This is a genomic window from Arthrobacter sp. Hb9-2 (assembly GCF_059091165.1).
Window position 1 is genome coordinate 28,442 of record NZ_JBNHGJ010000002.1, and the last position, 15,280, is coordinate 43,721.

Annotated in this window: 11 protein-coding genes; 2 read left to right on the forward strand and 9 right to left on the reverse strand. The window is 59.9% G+C overall.

The window, feature by feature from the left end:
• Window positions 1–208: 208 nt before the first annotated feature.
• The 4 genes from AC5RV1_RS01830 to AC5RV1_RS01845 form a co-directional block, all read right to left on the reverse strand.
• On the reverse strand, window positions 209–964 hold the full coding sequence (locus AC5RV1_RS01830) for a maleylpyruvate isomerase family mycothiol-dependent enzyme (protein ID WP_493993282.1): 756 nt from the start codon (window positions 962–964) through the stop codon (window positions 209–211).
• Window positions 964–1,788 (reverse strand): fumarylacetoacetate hydrolase family protein, encoded by an 825-nt coding sequence (locus AC5RV1_RS01835; protein ID WP_493993283.1) that lies wholly within the window; start codon window positions 1,786–1,788, stop codon window positions 964–966. The genes AC5RV1_RS01830 and AC5RV1_RS01835 overlap by 1 nt, the downstream gene beginning before the upstream one ends.
• Window positions 1,788–2,918, reverse strand: a complete 1,131-nt coding sequence (locus AC5RV1_RS01840; RefSeq protein WP_493993284.1) for a cupin domain-containing protein — start codon at window positions 2,916–2,918, stop codon at window positions 1,788–1,790. The genes AC5RV1_RS01835 and AC5RV1_RS01840 overlap by 1 nt, the downstream gene beginning before the upstream one ends.
• A gap of 115 nt (window positions 2,919–3,033) precedes the next feature.
• Window positions 3,034–3,822 (reverse strand): IclR family transcriptional regulator, encoded by a 789-nt coding sequence (locus tag AC5RV1_RS01845; protein ID WP_493993285.1) that lies wholly within the window; start codon window positions 3,820–3,822, stop codon window positions 3,034–3,036.
• Window positions 3,823–3,909: 87 nt separating this feature from the next.
• Here AC5RV1_RS01845 and AC5RV1_RS01850 point away from each other — a divergent pair, with 87 nt between their 5' ends.
• The gene (locus AC5RV1_RS01850; RefSeq protein ID WP_493993286.1) at window positions 3,910–5,160 is read left to right on the forward strand and encodes an FAD-dependent oxidoreductase; all 1,251 of its coding nucleotides are present in this window, start codon (window positions 3,910–3,912) and stop codon (window positions 5,158–5,160) included.
• 1,667 nt (window positions 5,161–6,827) lie between these two features.
• Here AC5RV1_RS01850 and AC5RV1_RS01855 read toward each other — a convergent pair.
• The 5 genes from AC5RV1_RS01855 to mdlC form a co-directional block, all read right to left on the reverse strand.
• Complete coding sequence (locus tag AC5RV1_RS01855) at window positions 6,828–8,285, reverse strand: benzaldehyde dehydrogenase (protein ID WP_493993287.1); 1,458 nt, start codon at window positions 8,283–8,285, stop codon at window positions 6,828–6,830.
• 178 nt (window positions 8,286–8,463) lie between these two features.
• Window positions 8,464–9,573 carry an ABC transporter substrate-binding protein gene (locus AC5RV1_RS01860; RefSeq protein WP_493993288.1) on the reverse strand — a complete coding sequence of 370 codons (1,110 nt, stop codon included), beginning with the start codon at window positions 9,571–9,573 and terminating at the stop codon, window positions 8,464–8,466.
• Between the two features lie 17 nt (window positions 9,574–9,590).
• Complete coding sequence (locus AC5RV1_RS01865; protein ID WP_493993289.1) at window positions 9,591–11,384, reverse strand: ABC transporter permease; 1,794 nt, start codon at window positions 11,382–11,384, stop codon at window positions 9,591–9,593.
• A complete protein-coding gene (locus AC5RV1_RS01870) occupies window positions 11,381–12,502 on the reverse strand; it encodes an ABC transporter ATP-binding protein (protein WP_493993290.1) in 1,122 nt (373 codons plus the stop codon). The genes AC5RV1_RS01865 and AC5RV1_RS01870 overlap by 4 nt, the downstream gene beginning before the upstream one ends.
• A 93-nt stretch (window positions 12,503–12,595) precedes the next feature.
• Window positions 12,596–14,182: a benzoylformate decarboxylase gene (mdlC, locus tag AC5RV1_RS01875; RefSeq protein WP_493993291.1), complete on the reverse strand. Its 1,587-nt coding sequence runs from the start codon at window positions 14,180–14,182 to the stop codon at window positions 12,596–12,598.
• 113 nt (window positions 14,183–14,295) lie between these two features.
• Here mdlC and AC5RV1_RS01880 point away from each other — a divergent pair, with 113 nt between their 5' ends.
• Complete coding sequence (locus AC5RV1_RS01880) at window positions 14,296–15,207, forward strand: LysR family transcriptional regulator (RefSeq protein WP_493993292.1); 912 nt, start codon at window positions 14,296–14,298, stop codon at window positions 15,205–15,207.
• Window positions 15,208–15,280: the final 73 nt, after the last annotated feature.

Genomic DNA, 15,280 nt, shown 5'->3' on the forward strand with positions numbered 1-15,280 from the left:
CGTGCAAAGGAGCTACCTCAACGGCTCCCACTTACAGCCGTGGATAACCTGTATTGACCCCAGCCATGGACGGATCACAGTCGCCACCAGTTCCGGGGTGCGTCAGCAAGTACGGCCCCATCCGGCCCGAGGCCGGCCCCCTCTAGCCTCGTCCAACACAAAAGTGAGGGGGCCAGCGTTTGCTGACCCCCTTCACGGCGATGCCGGTTTAGATCCAAACAGGCGCCGCAGGCACCACTGGGATGATTTCGCCGTCGCGACTCGCCTCCACTCCGGCTGTACCCCGCCCCGCAGCCCAGCGGGCCACATCAGCGAGAGGGCCGGAAATCTGCAGAGGTGCACTGGCCTCCATGTCGCCGAAGGCCAGTGAGGGGTGGCCATCGACGCGGCCCATCAATCCCTTGTCGGTGCCACGCGAGGCCCAGGCCCGGGTAATGTCCTTGAGCAGACGGGTGAGGACCGGGGCTGGAATGTCCTGAAAGGAGGCGCCATTGTCGAGGTCCACAGCATGGACCCAGACTTCCCGTGTGCGCATCCAGATGGTTTCTTCGGCGGGGACCAGCCGACCTTGAATGGTCTTGACTTTGTGATGCCAGGCGTCTGCAGGAAGGTCGCGCCATTCAACGTTCAGGTGGACCGCCGAGTGGTCAAATAGATTCCGCAAAGCGTTCGGGCTCAACGTGGCCCCGAAATCAATTTCGTGGTCTCGGACCTTTTTGGAGGGGTACATGGGGTTTTCCACTCCCGTGGCGGCCCACTCAACCAGACGTGAAATGGCCCGTGCGTTGTAGCCGACGTGGGCGGCTACGTGGCGGCGGGTCCAGCCGGCCAGCAATGAATTGCTGTCCAGTTCCGCGTCGGAGAGCTCGTTGAGCTTACGGGCAAAGAAGGCCGTGCCGCGGCGGGCCTGCAGGAGACCCTCCAGGAGCGTTGGGTCCGTGGTCTGGTCGGTGCGGGCGGCCATCAGGCTTCCTTGACGACGCGGTTTTTCAGCTGGCCCAGGCCCTCGATGGTCGTGACGAGTAGCTGGCCTTCCTGCAGGTAGCGTTTGGGGTTCTGTGCGTGGCCCACTCCACCGGGTGTACCGGTGGCGATGACGTCGCCCGGGTTGAGGGTGATGATGGTGGAAATGTAGGACACGAGGTATTCGGGGGTGAAGACCAGGTCTCCTGTGGGAGTCTGCTGCTGGATTTCGCCGTCCACTTCCGAGGTCATGAGCGGACCGGCTGCGAACTCGTCCTTGGTGACCAGGGCAGGTCCGAAGGGGGTGGACTTTTCCCAGGTTTTGCCCTGGAGCCACTGGATGGTGCGGAACTGGTAGTCGCGCATGCTGACGTCGTTCAGGACGGCGTACCCGGCTATGTGTTCGGAGGCGTCGGCTTCGCTGATCCGGCGGCCGGTTTTGCCGATGACGACAGCCAGTTCGGCTTCCCAGTCGACGGCGTCTGATTCCTGCGGCAAGGCAAGGTCGTCGTTGGGGCCGATCAGGGATTCGGCATATTTGGCGAACAGGGTGGGGTGATCGGGGATTTCCCGCCCCATTTCCTTGATGTGGTTGCGGTAGTTGTGGCCGACGCAGATGATCTTGCCGGGAACAGGAACAACGGGTGCGAGGTCGGCGCCCTTGCGCGGGTGGGTGGCACCGGACGCGGCTGTAGCCTTTTCCTCCCAAGCAGAGTCTTTCAGGAGCGCCCCGACGTCGGTGAACCCGTTGATCTCGGTGAGTGTTTCGCCGTCTTGGCGTACTGCTTTGGTTCCGTCGGGGGTGCGGAGGGTGAGGAGTTTCATTACTTGGTGCGTCCTTCGATGTAGGTGCGGTTGAAGTTCAACCGTTCAAAAATGGGGGCGTCGCTGAACCGGAAGAGGTCGAATTCCGTGTCGGCCTGCAGTGACCAGGCGGTCCAGGACGGAACGACGAACAGGTCGCCCTTTTCCAGGATCCGGGTTTCGCCGTTCAGGATTACGGCGCCGCGGCCTTCGAAGACCTGCCATACGCTGGAGCCCACCTCGTGTAGCGTTTCGGTGGAGGCGCCGGCACGAAGGCGGTGGAACTCGGCTCGGATGGTGGGCATGACGTCCCCGCCCGTGGTCGGGTTGGTGTAGCGGACGGCTGCATGACCTTGGCCGGCTGTGGCCGGTTGGCCTTCGTCCTCGAGCAGCAGCTGCTCACGTAGTGCACGGTCTGTGTATTCCCAGCGGTATGCGGCGATGGGCGAGCTCGTAGTGTCGTCCAGGCCTGAGAGCGGGCGCAGACCGGGGTGGGCCCAGAGCCGCTCGGAGCGGGAGAGGTTAGGAGTGGCCTCATCGGTGACGCGTTCGGTGCCGAACTCGAAGAATCCGGCATCGGTGTAGTGGGCAAATGGAATGTCGAGGCCGTCGATCCAGGCCATGGGCTGGTCAGTGTCGTTGTGGTGGCCGTGGAAGTTCCAGCCGGGGGTCAGTAGGAAGTCTCCGCGGGACATCCGCACCGGATCTCCGTTTACGACCGTCCAGACGCCCTCGCCCTCAACGACGAACCGGAACGCGTTCTGGGAGTGGCGGTGCTCGGGAGCGATTTCCCGGGCACCGAGGTACTGGATGGCTGCCCAGAGCGTGGGGGTTGCGTAGGGGGTGCCGCCCAGGCCGGGGTTGGCCAGGGCTATAGCGCGGCGTTCCCCGCCACGGCCCACGGGAACCAGGTCTCCGGAACGGGCCGCGAGAGGGTACAGGTCGCTCCACCGCCAGACGTGGGGAACGGCTTTCGGGGACGGGACCATTGGCATCAGGTCGGCGATCTGAGTCCACAAAGGAATCAGATTTTCCTGGTCGAAATCCTTGTACAGCTGCTCCAGCTGGGCAGCCTCTTCCGGTGTTGGCTCCGGCACGGCATGCCCGGCGGCAACTGACTCGTGGGTGGTATTTTCGGCACTGATGGACACAGGGGGCCTCCTAGTGGGCGAAGTGCAGTGTTAGTGCCACCGTAAGGGAGGTGGTGCAGCACCAAAAGGATATTCTGCTCAGAAGAATATTCTGGAAAAGAGCTCGATCCAAAGTTCAGGCAGGGTTTGCCGCTATGTCAATCTCGAGCTGCCGTCTCGTCTCCATCATGATGGGTACCAAGCCCTGGTCGAACAGCGGGCGGAAACGTGCGACAGGGGTGGCGATACTCAGCGCCCCCACGACCTCGCCTTTGCCGTTGTGAAGGGTCATGCCCAATGCGCTGATACCCTCCTCGGTGCCTTCGAAGTTCGCGGCAAAGCCGCGCTGGCGAACCACGTCCAGTTCGCGGGCGAACGCAGGATACTCAGTGGCGGAGATGCTGTCTCCGGAGATTTCCGCTGTTCCGCTGCTGAACAGCTTCCTGACCATCTCCGGGTCCAGCTCCGCGAGGATGGCTTTACCGCCGGATGCCTTGCTCGCCGGCAGTACGCTGCCCTGCCGGTCCCCCACCCTAAGGGCATTAGTGCCTTCAACGGTGCTAAGGAACCTTACCTTTGTTCCCACCCGGACCATCAGGTTCACGGTTTCATTGACCCTGGCTGACAAGACCTCCATGTGGGGCTGCGCGACCATTCGCAGCAGCCGGATCCAGCCCAAACCTGCCGGGCCGGCACCAACGGCCGCTCCGGGGTAATACATCCGCGATTCATCCTGTACTGCAAATCCCCGGTACACCAGCATGGCGAAGAGCCGGTGAGCAGTGGACGGGGCTACGCCCAGCTCGGCTGCTGCGTCCTTGAGGCGCAGGCTTCCACCATCACGCAGCAACTGGAGCAGACGCAAGGCATTATCCACAGCTTCGATTGGGTACATGGGCTTCTTCTGAATCCTTGGATTCTGCATATCAGAATTGTATTGCCGCCGTGCATTAGCGCGAACGATGCTAGTGCGCAGCATCACACGAAACCACAACTTCTGCAGGAGTATCCTTTGTCTGAAACTTCATCATCCACAGATGTCCTCGTCGTCGGTGGCGGAATGGCAGGACTTGCCGGAGCGCTGGCGCTACGCGAAAACGGAGCCGACGTCACCCTGGTGGAAGTGGCCCCGGAATTCGGCGAAGTCGGGGCAGGTTTACAGATGGCCCCCAATGCCACGCGCACCCTGAAGCGTTGGGGCCTGCTTGAGAAGGCCCTGGAAATCGGCGTCCAGCCTCAGCACCTGGTATTCCGCGACGCAGTGAGCGGAGAAGAACTGACGCGCCAAACCCTCGGCGGCGACTTTGAGCAGCGTTACGGCGCTCCCTACGTGGTAATTCACAGGAGCGATCTCCACAGGATCCTCCTAGAGGCCTGCCAAGAAGCCGGCGTCACTCTTCAGAACAACGTCAAGATTGAACGTGTAGAAACCGTAGGCAACCGGGCCCGAGCTCATGCCGCTGACGGTGCGGTCTTCGAGGCTGATGCCGTTCTGGGCGCCGACGGTCTCAAGTCAACGCTCCGTAAATCGGTCGCCGACGATTGCCCGGTCTCTTCAGCCTATGTGGCCTACCGCGGTACGGTTCCGATTACTGCCGAAACCCCATCTGCGGACTTGGAAGACGTTATCGTCTACCTGGGCCCGGACTGTCACCTTGTTCAGTACCCGCTTCGCAAGGGTGAGCTTCTCAACACCGTTGCTGTCTTCAAATCCCCGTCCTTTGAACGCGGTGAGGAGCAGTACGGCGGGGTCGATGAACTTGAAGAGGCCTACAGGAACTGTGTGCCGGCCGTCCGAAACGCACTGCAGAACCTGGGAACAGGAATGCGTTGGCCGATGTACGACCGTAACCCGATCGAAAACTGGGTCAACGGCCGGATGACCCTGATCGGGGATTCAGCCCATCCTATGCTGCAGTACCTTGCCCAAGGGGCATGCCAGGCCCTCGAAGACGCAGCAGTACTGCAGGACATCACCCAAGACACAGTTTTCACGACTGACGGCATCAACAATGATGCTTGGGAACATGCCCTCAAGAGCTTCAATGAGGCCCGCGCCGCCCGTACGGCGAGAGTACAGCGGACCGCCCGTGTCTGGGGTGAGTCCTGGCACGTGTCCGGAGTCAGCCGCGTGCTGCGCAACCTCCTGTTCAAAAACCGGGGCGACGGCAACTACCAGTACTCCGACTGGCTCTACGGCCAGGACGCGCCCGGCGCTCCTGCTCTGACTGCCGGCAAATCAACAACAACATCTGCAGCCTAAGAGGAACCCGCAGTCGGGTGGGGTGATAGCACCGTGGCACCCCATCCCAACGGCCTGCACCAACTCCTCTTCCTGTTAGATCCAAGCACTTCGGGACACGACCCCGCTTTACTGCCGTCATCCCCCAACTAGCCAGAAGCTGACAACACATGCCCCTGCGCACGCGCCGAAGTACTCCGCTTATCCCAAGCCGGGAAGAACGCTCATCCCATTTGCGGGAACCCCTCCTTATAGCCGTGGAGATACCAACACCGTTAGCGATTGCCGTTGACATAGACGAGGTTGTTACGTCCCCTTGGATGGGGTCCCACTACAGGCACGAGTTTCTGCTCCACCACAGGCATGAACTTTTGGAATCAAACCCAAGCTGCAGGTGAGGCAGTCACGCCCCCGGCACTTCGGCGTGAGCAGTGATCAGGCCCAAGAACCCACTACGAGAAGGACAGAAACAGGTCAGGGCCACAAAGCGAAAACATAGGGTGTTGATCTTCCACCTATGGAGAAGATTTTGGGCAAGCGGAGGCTGTGCCACGCAGTCCTGCTCCACAAAAGTTGTCGCAACCGCACCAGGGGCAGGAACATAAGCCAAGTTAGATGGGAACGGACATCACCAATTCGCGAGGAGGACATGCTTGACTTCCTGCTCTGCATGGGTCAGCCGGCCCGCGTCGGACCGTTTGGTGGTTGATCCCATGGGTAGCGGGCGTAAATCTGATGTCCTTCGGATCTCTCCAACATTCTGCGTTGGAATGGCCCAGCAGCTGAGATCCAGAGGGTAGAGTTGTCGGGCATAACGTCTTCGACCGTCCCGGCTCCGACGATCTCACCATGGCGGCGCACTTCCACATACTGCCCTAGGGCGCGCTGCCAGTCTGGCCGCACATGAAGATTCACGGCTTTCCTGTCGGTTCGAGAAATTCTGAAGCTGTAAAGCGGTGAGGCGCCGGAATGTTGCGATAGCGAATGATCCAGTGATCACCTGGGCCCTCACCGCAGCTCGACGGCTTTGTGTCGGCTAAAGGACCGCTGCGCCACACCGGTATAAGCGCTCAAAGGGCGGATATGGGAGGTAGATGCTGCCTGCTCCATGACGTATGCGGTCCAGCGAGTGATACGTGCTTGATCGTGGGGAGGCGGGAATGGCCATGCTAATAAACGCGGTGCCCGAAACCCAAACCTTCTTTTTCTGGTCCAGCGCGGGCCAGCGCTTTTTTAATCCGGGCGCGGGATCGGCTGCCGCGTCCTCAAGGGATCTTTCGTGCCCGATTCCGGTCTCATCAAAGGTATGCGTGACGGCTCTCCCTGTCCGATGTAACTACTGACAGTCGCCGGCGTCATACCGATATCGCGGCCGTCAGCCATCTTGACCGCAATAGGTCTCCTCGGGACGATTCGTCCAGGCGGCCGGCGTCTACAGGTTCGCCAGCACTCTAAAACGGTAGGATCGTGCCCAGCGCAGTGCCCGCGCAGCAATGCCGACACCGCGGCCCGCAAACGCAGGGAGCGGTACTCCATCACATAAGTCGGCGGCTCAATGAGGGCGAGTCCGGTCATCCGCGCAACGTGGGCCGCGCAGGATATTGTGCCGAAGCCATGAACGATCTCACCGACAACGCCTGGCAACCCTAAGAAACCGGGTATGCCAGGCGCCTAAGAAATTGCCGTGGTCAGAATGGGTAGGGGGCGATCTCCGACCGTACAGTAAGCCACTGGGTCTCGGTGAACGCTTCGATGTTCGCTGCTGCTCCGCCGAACCGTGATCCGGTACCTGAGGAGCCTGTGCCGCCAAATGGGGCGTTGGATTCATCGGCCACGGTCTGCTCGTTGATGTGGATTTTGCCGGAGGTGATCCGGTCCCCGACGGTCATGGCCATCCCGACATCGCCAAGGATGCTTACGGAAAGGCCAAACTCGCTGCTGTTGACGATCTCGATGGCCTCCTCGATTGTGGCGAACGAAATGACCGGTGCCACCGGACCAAAGATTTCATCCTTCCAGGCCGGCATCTCCACGCTTAGACCCGACAGGACCGTTGGCTGGTAGAACAGGTCCCTGAACGATCCGCCCGCTTCCAGGGTGGCGCCCGCAAACAGCGTTTCCTGAACAATTGAGTCCACGTGCTTGAGCTGCTTCTCGTCAATCAGAGGGCCCAGCGCAACCTGCTCTGTAGCAGGGTTACCTACAGGAAGGTTCCGTGCCTTCTCGGCCAGGGCAGTAACGTACTCATCGTGAATCGACTCATGCACCAGGTGGCGGCCGGTGGACATGCAGATTTGCCCCTGGTGAAGAAAGGAACCAAACGCCCCGGCAGACGCTGCCAACGCGACATCAGCGCCCGGCAGGACAATCTGCGCATTGTTGCCGCCAAGTTCCAGGTGGGCCCGCTTGAGGTGCTTGGCTGCGGCTTCGCCCACTTTCCGTCCCGCCGGCGTCGAACCCGTGAAGGAAATGATGCGCACCTCGGGGGCGGCCACCACCGCTTCTCCGACTGACACGCCGCCCGGTACAAGCTGCAGGACACCAGCAGGAAGGCCCGCTTCCTCAAAGACACGCATGATTACAACACCGCCGGTCACCGTGGTGCGGGGGTCCGGCTTCAACAACACCGCATTTCCCAGACCCAGCGCCGGCGCAACCGAACGCATGGACAGGATGAGCGGGAAATTGAACGGTGAGATAACACTGACCACACCCGCCGGGCGACGGCGGGCGAAGGACCAGTGGTCCTCATTCGAGGTCAGGACATCACCATGCGGATGGCTCGGCAAGGCCGAGGACTCGTAGCACTCAGACGCGGCGATAGCCACTTCAAGACCTACCTTTGGTCCAATACCACCCGTCTCCCGGGTCAACCAACCCATAATCTCTTCGGCATGCTCTTCGAAGAGCGCACCCGCCCGTCGAAGGACGGCGGCCCGCTCGGCCGGCTTCCGGGCGGCCCACTCGCGTTGCGCCGCTGCAGCCTTCGTCGCCGCCTCGAACACATCATCAGCCGATGCCAGGCCAATTTCACCTAGTGACTTACCCGTAGCCGGCTCAAGAACACCAGCGGTTCCCCCACCACCGGACTTCCAGCCATTGACGTTAATCTTCCCGGCCCAAATGGCCTGATCCAAGATCGGCATATCATCTCCTCGTTGAATTGAATAAGTTGCACATGGTTTTCCAGAGCACATGATGCGGACGTTTATCCCGGCGCCCCACCCGGCCACCCCATCCTAGGAAGGGTGACGGCTGCCGCAGCCCTTATTCCGCTGGTCGGTAAACACCGGTCCGCGGAACATTGAATTGAACATACTGGGGCTAGTAGGCGAAAACCGTTTTCCATTTGGCGGAGTCTGCGTCGCCCTTCTTGGCGTCTTCGACGGACATGCGCCAGACCTTTCCCGAGTCGATGGTCGGCAGCTGGACCCCCACGTAGGTGGGCGGTGCGATTTCTGGGTTTACTGCGTAATCGCCTAGGTCGGCGAAGATCTGCTGGCCGCGTTTGGACATGTTGTAGTTCATGAAGATGTCCGCGGCTTCCGGGTTGGAACCCTTTGCGGTGGTACCGAGGTAGTAATCGAAGCTGATGATGCCCTCTTCGGGGACAACGACCTTCAGCGGCGCATTCTCCGTTGCGACTGCCACGTTTACGGTCGCTGGCGCGATTGTGCCTACAGCAATCTCACCGCGCGCCAGGGCGGTCTGCTCCGGGCCTACGCCTTCATAAATTTTCGGTTTCAACGCCGCGTACTTGCTGAAATAGTCGGGGCCAAGTTCTGTCTCCATGAAGCGGTTTAGTGCAGCCACGCCGCCACCGGAATTCCCTTGGACGATGCCGATCTTGCCGGCCCATTTCCCTTCGACAAGCTCTGCCCAACTCTTCGGTGCGTCTTCGTCCTTTACCAGTTGGGAGTTGTAACCGAAGGAATAGACGGCATTGTGGGTTCGGGTGAAGTCACCGGAGTTGATGACAACCTCCTTGAATTTTTCGGACCCCGGAACCGTGTAGGACCGCCAGACACCAGCCTTGCTGAAACCATCGGCAAGCCGGTAGTCGGAAATACGCACAACGTCGGCGCTCAACACGCCAGCTCCCTGCTCGGAGAGGACGCGCTCAGAAAGCCGGTTCGGCTGAAGCCGGACCATGTTCACCTGGATTCCCGTGTCCTTCGTGAAGGCCTCAATGAAAGTCTTCTCATTCGCCTCCGGATATCCCGTATAAAGGCTCAGCGTCTGGCCCTTCGCCTTGTCATAGACGTCCTGGGATGCGATCTGCTCCCCGTCGATGACGAGACCCTTCGTCGTCTCAACTGCTGCTTCGTTCTGGACAACCGACTCTCTGGCGCCGGACGCTGACCCGCAGGCTGACACTGCGATGGCCACGACTGCAGCAAGGCCTGCAAGTTTCGTTTTCTGATTGAGTTTCACTGTTTAATCCTTATCTTTTACAAAACGTTCTTGGCCGGGGCAGATTTTTTCTTCTTTGATGAATCGCGTGACCCGACTAGCTGGGCTGCTATGGCGAGAATGGCAATCACCAGGACGTAAAAGACGCTGATTGCAGCGGCCCCTGTGGTTTGACCATTATCAAAATTGTCGAAGACAAGAATCGAGAGGATTCGCGTCTCTGACGTGAAGAGGAACAGGGATGCACTCAACTCACGCATGGAGAGCATCAGGTACAGCAGTACGGTCGAGGTGATGCCGACCCGCATCAGCGGAACGGTCACCGAGAAGACCGCCCGGGTGCGATTCGCTCCGAGCATCACCGCACTGTCTTCGAGGTCACGGTCGAGTTGCAGCATGGAGGATGAGATGCTCCGGTACCCCTGAGGCAAGAAGACTGCCATGCAGGCGATGCCCAGAATTGCCAGCGTGCCGTAGACCGGGAGCGGCAAAGTCAGCCACGTCCACAGAATGCCCATACCGAGAACGATCGACGGAATCGCCAGCGGTGCCATTGCGATTACTTCCATGAGTTGCCCCAACCGCGACGTCGTCCGGTACCGGATGTATGAAACGACGAAGCTCAGGGCGGTGCCGGCGACGGCCGCAATAAGTGCAACGAGAACGCTATTGCGAAGCGACAGCTGGAAGTCCGCTGCGCCAGCAACTTCCCCCAGCCGGTCAAAGGACAGTGTCCCGACGAGCTGCGAGAGGGAGGACACATACGGTGAATCCTGCATCGCAGCAATCAGCAAGGCGAGGAGCGGGCCCAGGACGGACACAGCGAAGTACAGCAGAGCGAAGATGGTTGCCGGCCAACGCAGCTTCCGGAGCGGAATCTGGCGGGGCTTGTTGCCCTTCCCGGTCATCGTGGTGAACTTACGCCTGTTGACGATGCGCTGTTGCCACAGGGTCACGGCGAGCAACGCGATAGTCAGGAGCACGGCGACGCTGGCAGCCTTGTTGGCTTCCGGCGGCGAGGAGCTCATAAGCCGGTAGATGTACGTCGGCAGGGTATTGATGCCGGCGGGGTTGCCCAAGACTGCCGCCACCGGGAAGTTCTCCATCGTCAGCGCGAATACCAGAATGCCCGAACCAATCAGAGACGGCAGCGCCAGCGGAAGAGTCACAGTGCGAAACATGGTCTTCAAAGGCGCGCCATGAACCGTCGATGCTTCCTCAAGATCAGCGTTCATGAGGGAGAGCGAGCTGTGAACCAGCAGGAATACATACGGCGCATAAAACAGGCCGAGAACGAAGATCAAACCCCCAAGGCTGTAGATGTTGAGCGTGACCGGAATGCCCAGGTCCCGCAGCATGATATTCACGAATCCCGCACTGGGCGAGGCCAGAAGGGACCATGCCAAGGCCCCCACGAGTGCAGGCACAAACATGGGAGCCATGCCAATGATAAAGATGAACTTGCGCCAGGGAGCATCAGTTCGGGAGCAGATGAAAGCCAGAGTGGCGCCAAAAATGAGCGCCAGAACGGATGACCCCAGCCCGATCAAGAGGGAATTCAAGAGCGCGGAGAGCCCGTCCGGGGTAGTCAGGAGAGTGAGGTTCCCAAATGTAAACTCGCCTGTCTCCGGGTTCCCGGGGCGGGGCACCGCCGTGGAGAAGGCTGCGATAATGACGAAAGCTACCGGGACAATCACCAGTACTGCCAGGACGAGGATGAGCACCAGCGCGGGAATCTCCCGCTTCAAGCCCCACACGGTGAAGGTGCGCTTCTTGGATGGGGGGGTTTCTGCCGAAGGCGTCTCGACTGGGGGACGGGTCAGGATGCTCATACCAGCACCGCTTCCTTGTCGAGTGTGGCCACGACCTCCGCGGGCAGGATCTGAACATTTGCCGGAGAGACGCGGGCGTACACCTTGTCACCAATGGAGTAATGCCCGCCGCCCTTGGTCGGAACGAACACGTCGAGTTCTGAGCCGTCGATCAGACGGACTGCATAGCGGATGCTGCTGCCCTGGAAGCCGCTGACACGAATAATCCCTTCCCATTCGTTCTCGACACCCTTGGGCTCACTGCTTAGGATGAAGTCCTCGGCACGGATACACATCTTTACTTCGCCGTCGGCAAGCGTCGTCTGCCCGCTCCGGACGATGGAGTTACTGTTTGCAACGCGTGCGGTGACGGATCCATCGGCGGCCTCTTCGGCAGTGCAGTCAAAGATATTCGAAACGCCCAGGAAGTGGGCGATTTCTGCGCTGGCAGGAGCGCCGTACATTTCAGTGGGGCCTCCAATCTGCACTATGCGGCCCTTCTGCATCAGGGAGATACGGTCAGCAAGTGCGAAGGCTTCGGACTGGTCATGGGTCACATAAACCGTGGTCAGCCCAAGCTGCAACTGGATTTCCCGCAGTTCCACCCGCAGCCGGTCGCGCAGGCGGGCGTCCAGGTTGGACAGCGGCTCATCAAGCATGAGTACGCTGGGCCGCATCACAAGGCTGCGTGCCAAGGCAACACGCTGCATCTGCCCGCCACTAAGCAGGCTCGCACCGCGCTGAGCGAAGGTTTCCAGTCCGACGAGCGTCAGGACTTCGGTTACCCGCTCCTTGATTTCCTTCTGCGAAAGTTTCTGCATCTTCAGGGCGTAGGCGACGTTCTGAAATACGGTCATGTGGGGCCATACGGCGTAGGACTGGAAAACCATTCCCACATTGCGCTTGTTGGGAGGAAGGTTGATTCCCTTCTCTGCATCAAAGACAACAGTGTCTCCGATCATTATTCGCCCGGAAGTTGGCTCCTCAAGGCCGGCGATGCAGCGCATAGTGCTGGTCTTTCCGCAGCCGGACTGGCCTAAGAGGACTACTGACTCGCCGTCCCCGACTTCCAGGTTCAGGTTTTCTATGGCGACAAAGTCCCCGTACTTCAGCTGAAGATTTCGAATACTAACTTTCACGGAATTACCTCACTCGTATCATCATTGATTCGTTATGTGCCGCGTGCACCGTAGGCAGGGGCTGGGGTTCTTGCGCCCCGGTCAACGTGCTGGTCAGCTCAAGACTGTCCGCACTTCAATGAGTGCCGGCCCTTCGCCCGCCAAAGCCTTTTTCAGCGCTGTTGCGAAATCCTCGCGGGTTCCGACGGCTTCGGCTCTGACGCCATAGCCTTCGGCGAGTTGGACGAAGTCGATTTCCGGAACATCAAGTCCCGGGGTTTCACCGGTTCCGAGTACGCCGGCGAACCATCGAAGGGCTCCGTAGGTGCCGTTGTTGAGAATCAGGAATATCACCGGCACTGAATACTGTGCAGCGGTCCATAGGCCGGTGATGCCAAAGTTGGCCGACCCATCCCCGATGATACCGAAGACCTGACGGTCCTCTTTGGCCATCTGGACGCCGACGGCGGCGGGAAGGCCGAAGCCCAATCCACCGGAAGCGGGGGCGTAGAAGCTTCCCTGTTGCTGCAAGTCCATATAACGCCAGAAGGATTCAGGAGTGGACGTTGATTCCGTGACGAAGACGGAGTCCTCGGGGGCGGCGCGGTTGAGGATTTCAAAGACCTCGTCCGGGTGCAGCCGTTCTGGCACGTCTGCCGTACGCGGTTCCGGAATCGGAGCGAGGGTTTTAGCGGCGCTGGAGGGCTGGCCCTCCAGCGCCTCGACAATCTGCGAAAGAATTGTCGCAATGTCCCCCACGAATGCTCCGCCCATAGGAGCACGGGCGGCCTCACCGGCATCGCAGGTGATGTGCCGCAGTGTGGTTCCTTCGGTCAGGTAGTCACCCGGCTCGTACTGGTGGTAGCGAAATACCGGCGCTCCAATGACGAGGACAAGGTCGTGGGCGTTGAATAGCGCGCTGATTCCAGCGATGGATGCCGGCAGGACACCGCGGAAGTTTGCGTGCCTCGTCGGGAAGGGGCACCGGGCAGGTGAGGGGGCAATCCAGGCTGGTGCACCCAGCTTCTCCGAGAGCCTGACCGCATCCTCGTTGCCGTAGGCCGTGTCCACGTCGGGTCCAAACACAAGAACCGGGTTCCGTGCTGCCATGATCTCTGCCACCAGCCGGTCCAGTTGTGCTGCGTTCAGGGCTCCTCCCACTTCAGATGTGCGGGGTGCCAGATGGTGCACGTTTTCGGGGGCCTGGCGGTCCCAGTCGTCATAAGGAATGGATAGATACACCGGGCCCGGTGCCGGGAGTGTGGCCGTGTGGATACCTTGGCTGATGGCCCTGGGAACATCATCGGCGGTGAGCGGCTCTGCGCTCCACTTCACGAGCGGGCGGGGAAGGCTCGGCGCGTCCACGTTGGCCAGCATAACTTCCATGCCAACGGTTGCACGGACCTGCTGGCCGGCCGTTATCACCAGCGGCGAATGCGAATAGACAGCGTTCGTCAGTCCGCCCATCGCATTGCCCGTGCCAGCGGCGGCATGCAGATTCACGAAGGTGGCACTTCCGGACGCTTGTGCATAGCCATCAGCCATTGAGATGACTGCACCCTCGTGCAGGCCAAGTACGTAGCGGAAGTCGCTGGGAAAGTCTTTCAGAAACGGAAGCTCATTGGAGCCGGGGTTTCCGAAAACAGTTGTCATCCCATGGCTGCGCAGGAGCTCATACGTAGCTTCCCTGATCGTTTTCATCTAGGTCCTGCCTAAAGTTGTGTCTTGTGTCACAACCTAAGTTAGACGGGTTTTCTTCATAAACCCAATCAAATCAGGCAAGGCCCATATAGACAACGTCTATAATAGTATCCATGCCCAACTATGACATCGGCCTCGTCCGCACATTTATCGTGGTCTACGAGACCCGAAGCGTAACCCAGGCTGCTGAGCTGCTCTTTGTCAGTCAGCCCTCCGTGAGTTACGCGCTTAAGCGGCTGCGGAAAATCTTCGGCAATGAACTCTTTGTCCGGAGCGGACAGGAGATGGTGCCAACCAGCGCAGCGGAGCTGATATACCCTCGGCTGCGTGGCTCTTTGGAGACCATTGACGAAATTATGCATGGAGAAGCAGAGTTCGCGGCGGCAACATCGAAGCGCACTTTCCGTTTGCAGATGACGGATGTTGGCGTAACGACCCTGCTTCCGCCGATTATCAGCGCCACTTCGGTGGCGGCTCCCAACATCAGGATCGAAGTTGAGCAGCTGCGGTCCTCCAGCGCGCCAAGCGACCTGCTGGAAGGAAGAATTGACGCTTTCCTCTGCACGCCCAAAATTTTGCACCCTGACATTCGGCGTGATGTTCTATTTCGGCAGCACTACGTGGGTATCTGCGCGGTAAACCACCCACGGATCGGGCCCAGGCCGAAACTCGTCGAGTTCCTGGCGGAGCGCCACATCAGCCTGACGGGGGAAACCGGGCACCACATCGTGGATGACACTATGCTGGAGCAGGGACATTCACGCGAGATCGTCCTGTCGGTGCCGAGCTTTCTGGTCTTGCCGCTGCTGCTCCAGGACACTGAGCTCGTTAGCTTCGTTCCTCTTGTGACGGCCCAGGCCTTCGTGTCGGCCGGCACTGTACGGACGTTCGAACTGCCGCTCGAGATCCCCACTACGGAAGTCTCCCTCTATAGCTACCGCCGCCCCATCCAGTCGCCAGCCGCAGACTGGTTTGAAAATTTAGTTCGTACCACCCTTGAAAATTTGAATACACTTCTGACATAGTCAAGTTACGACATAATTCCCGGAGATAAGATAGGCCTTGGCCTAATCGGCTAATAGTTCGTATCCATTACAA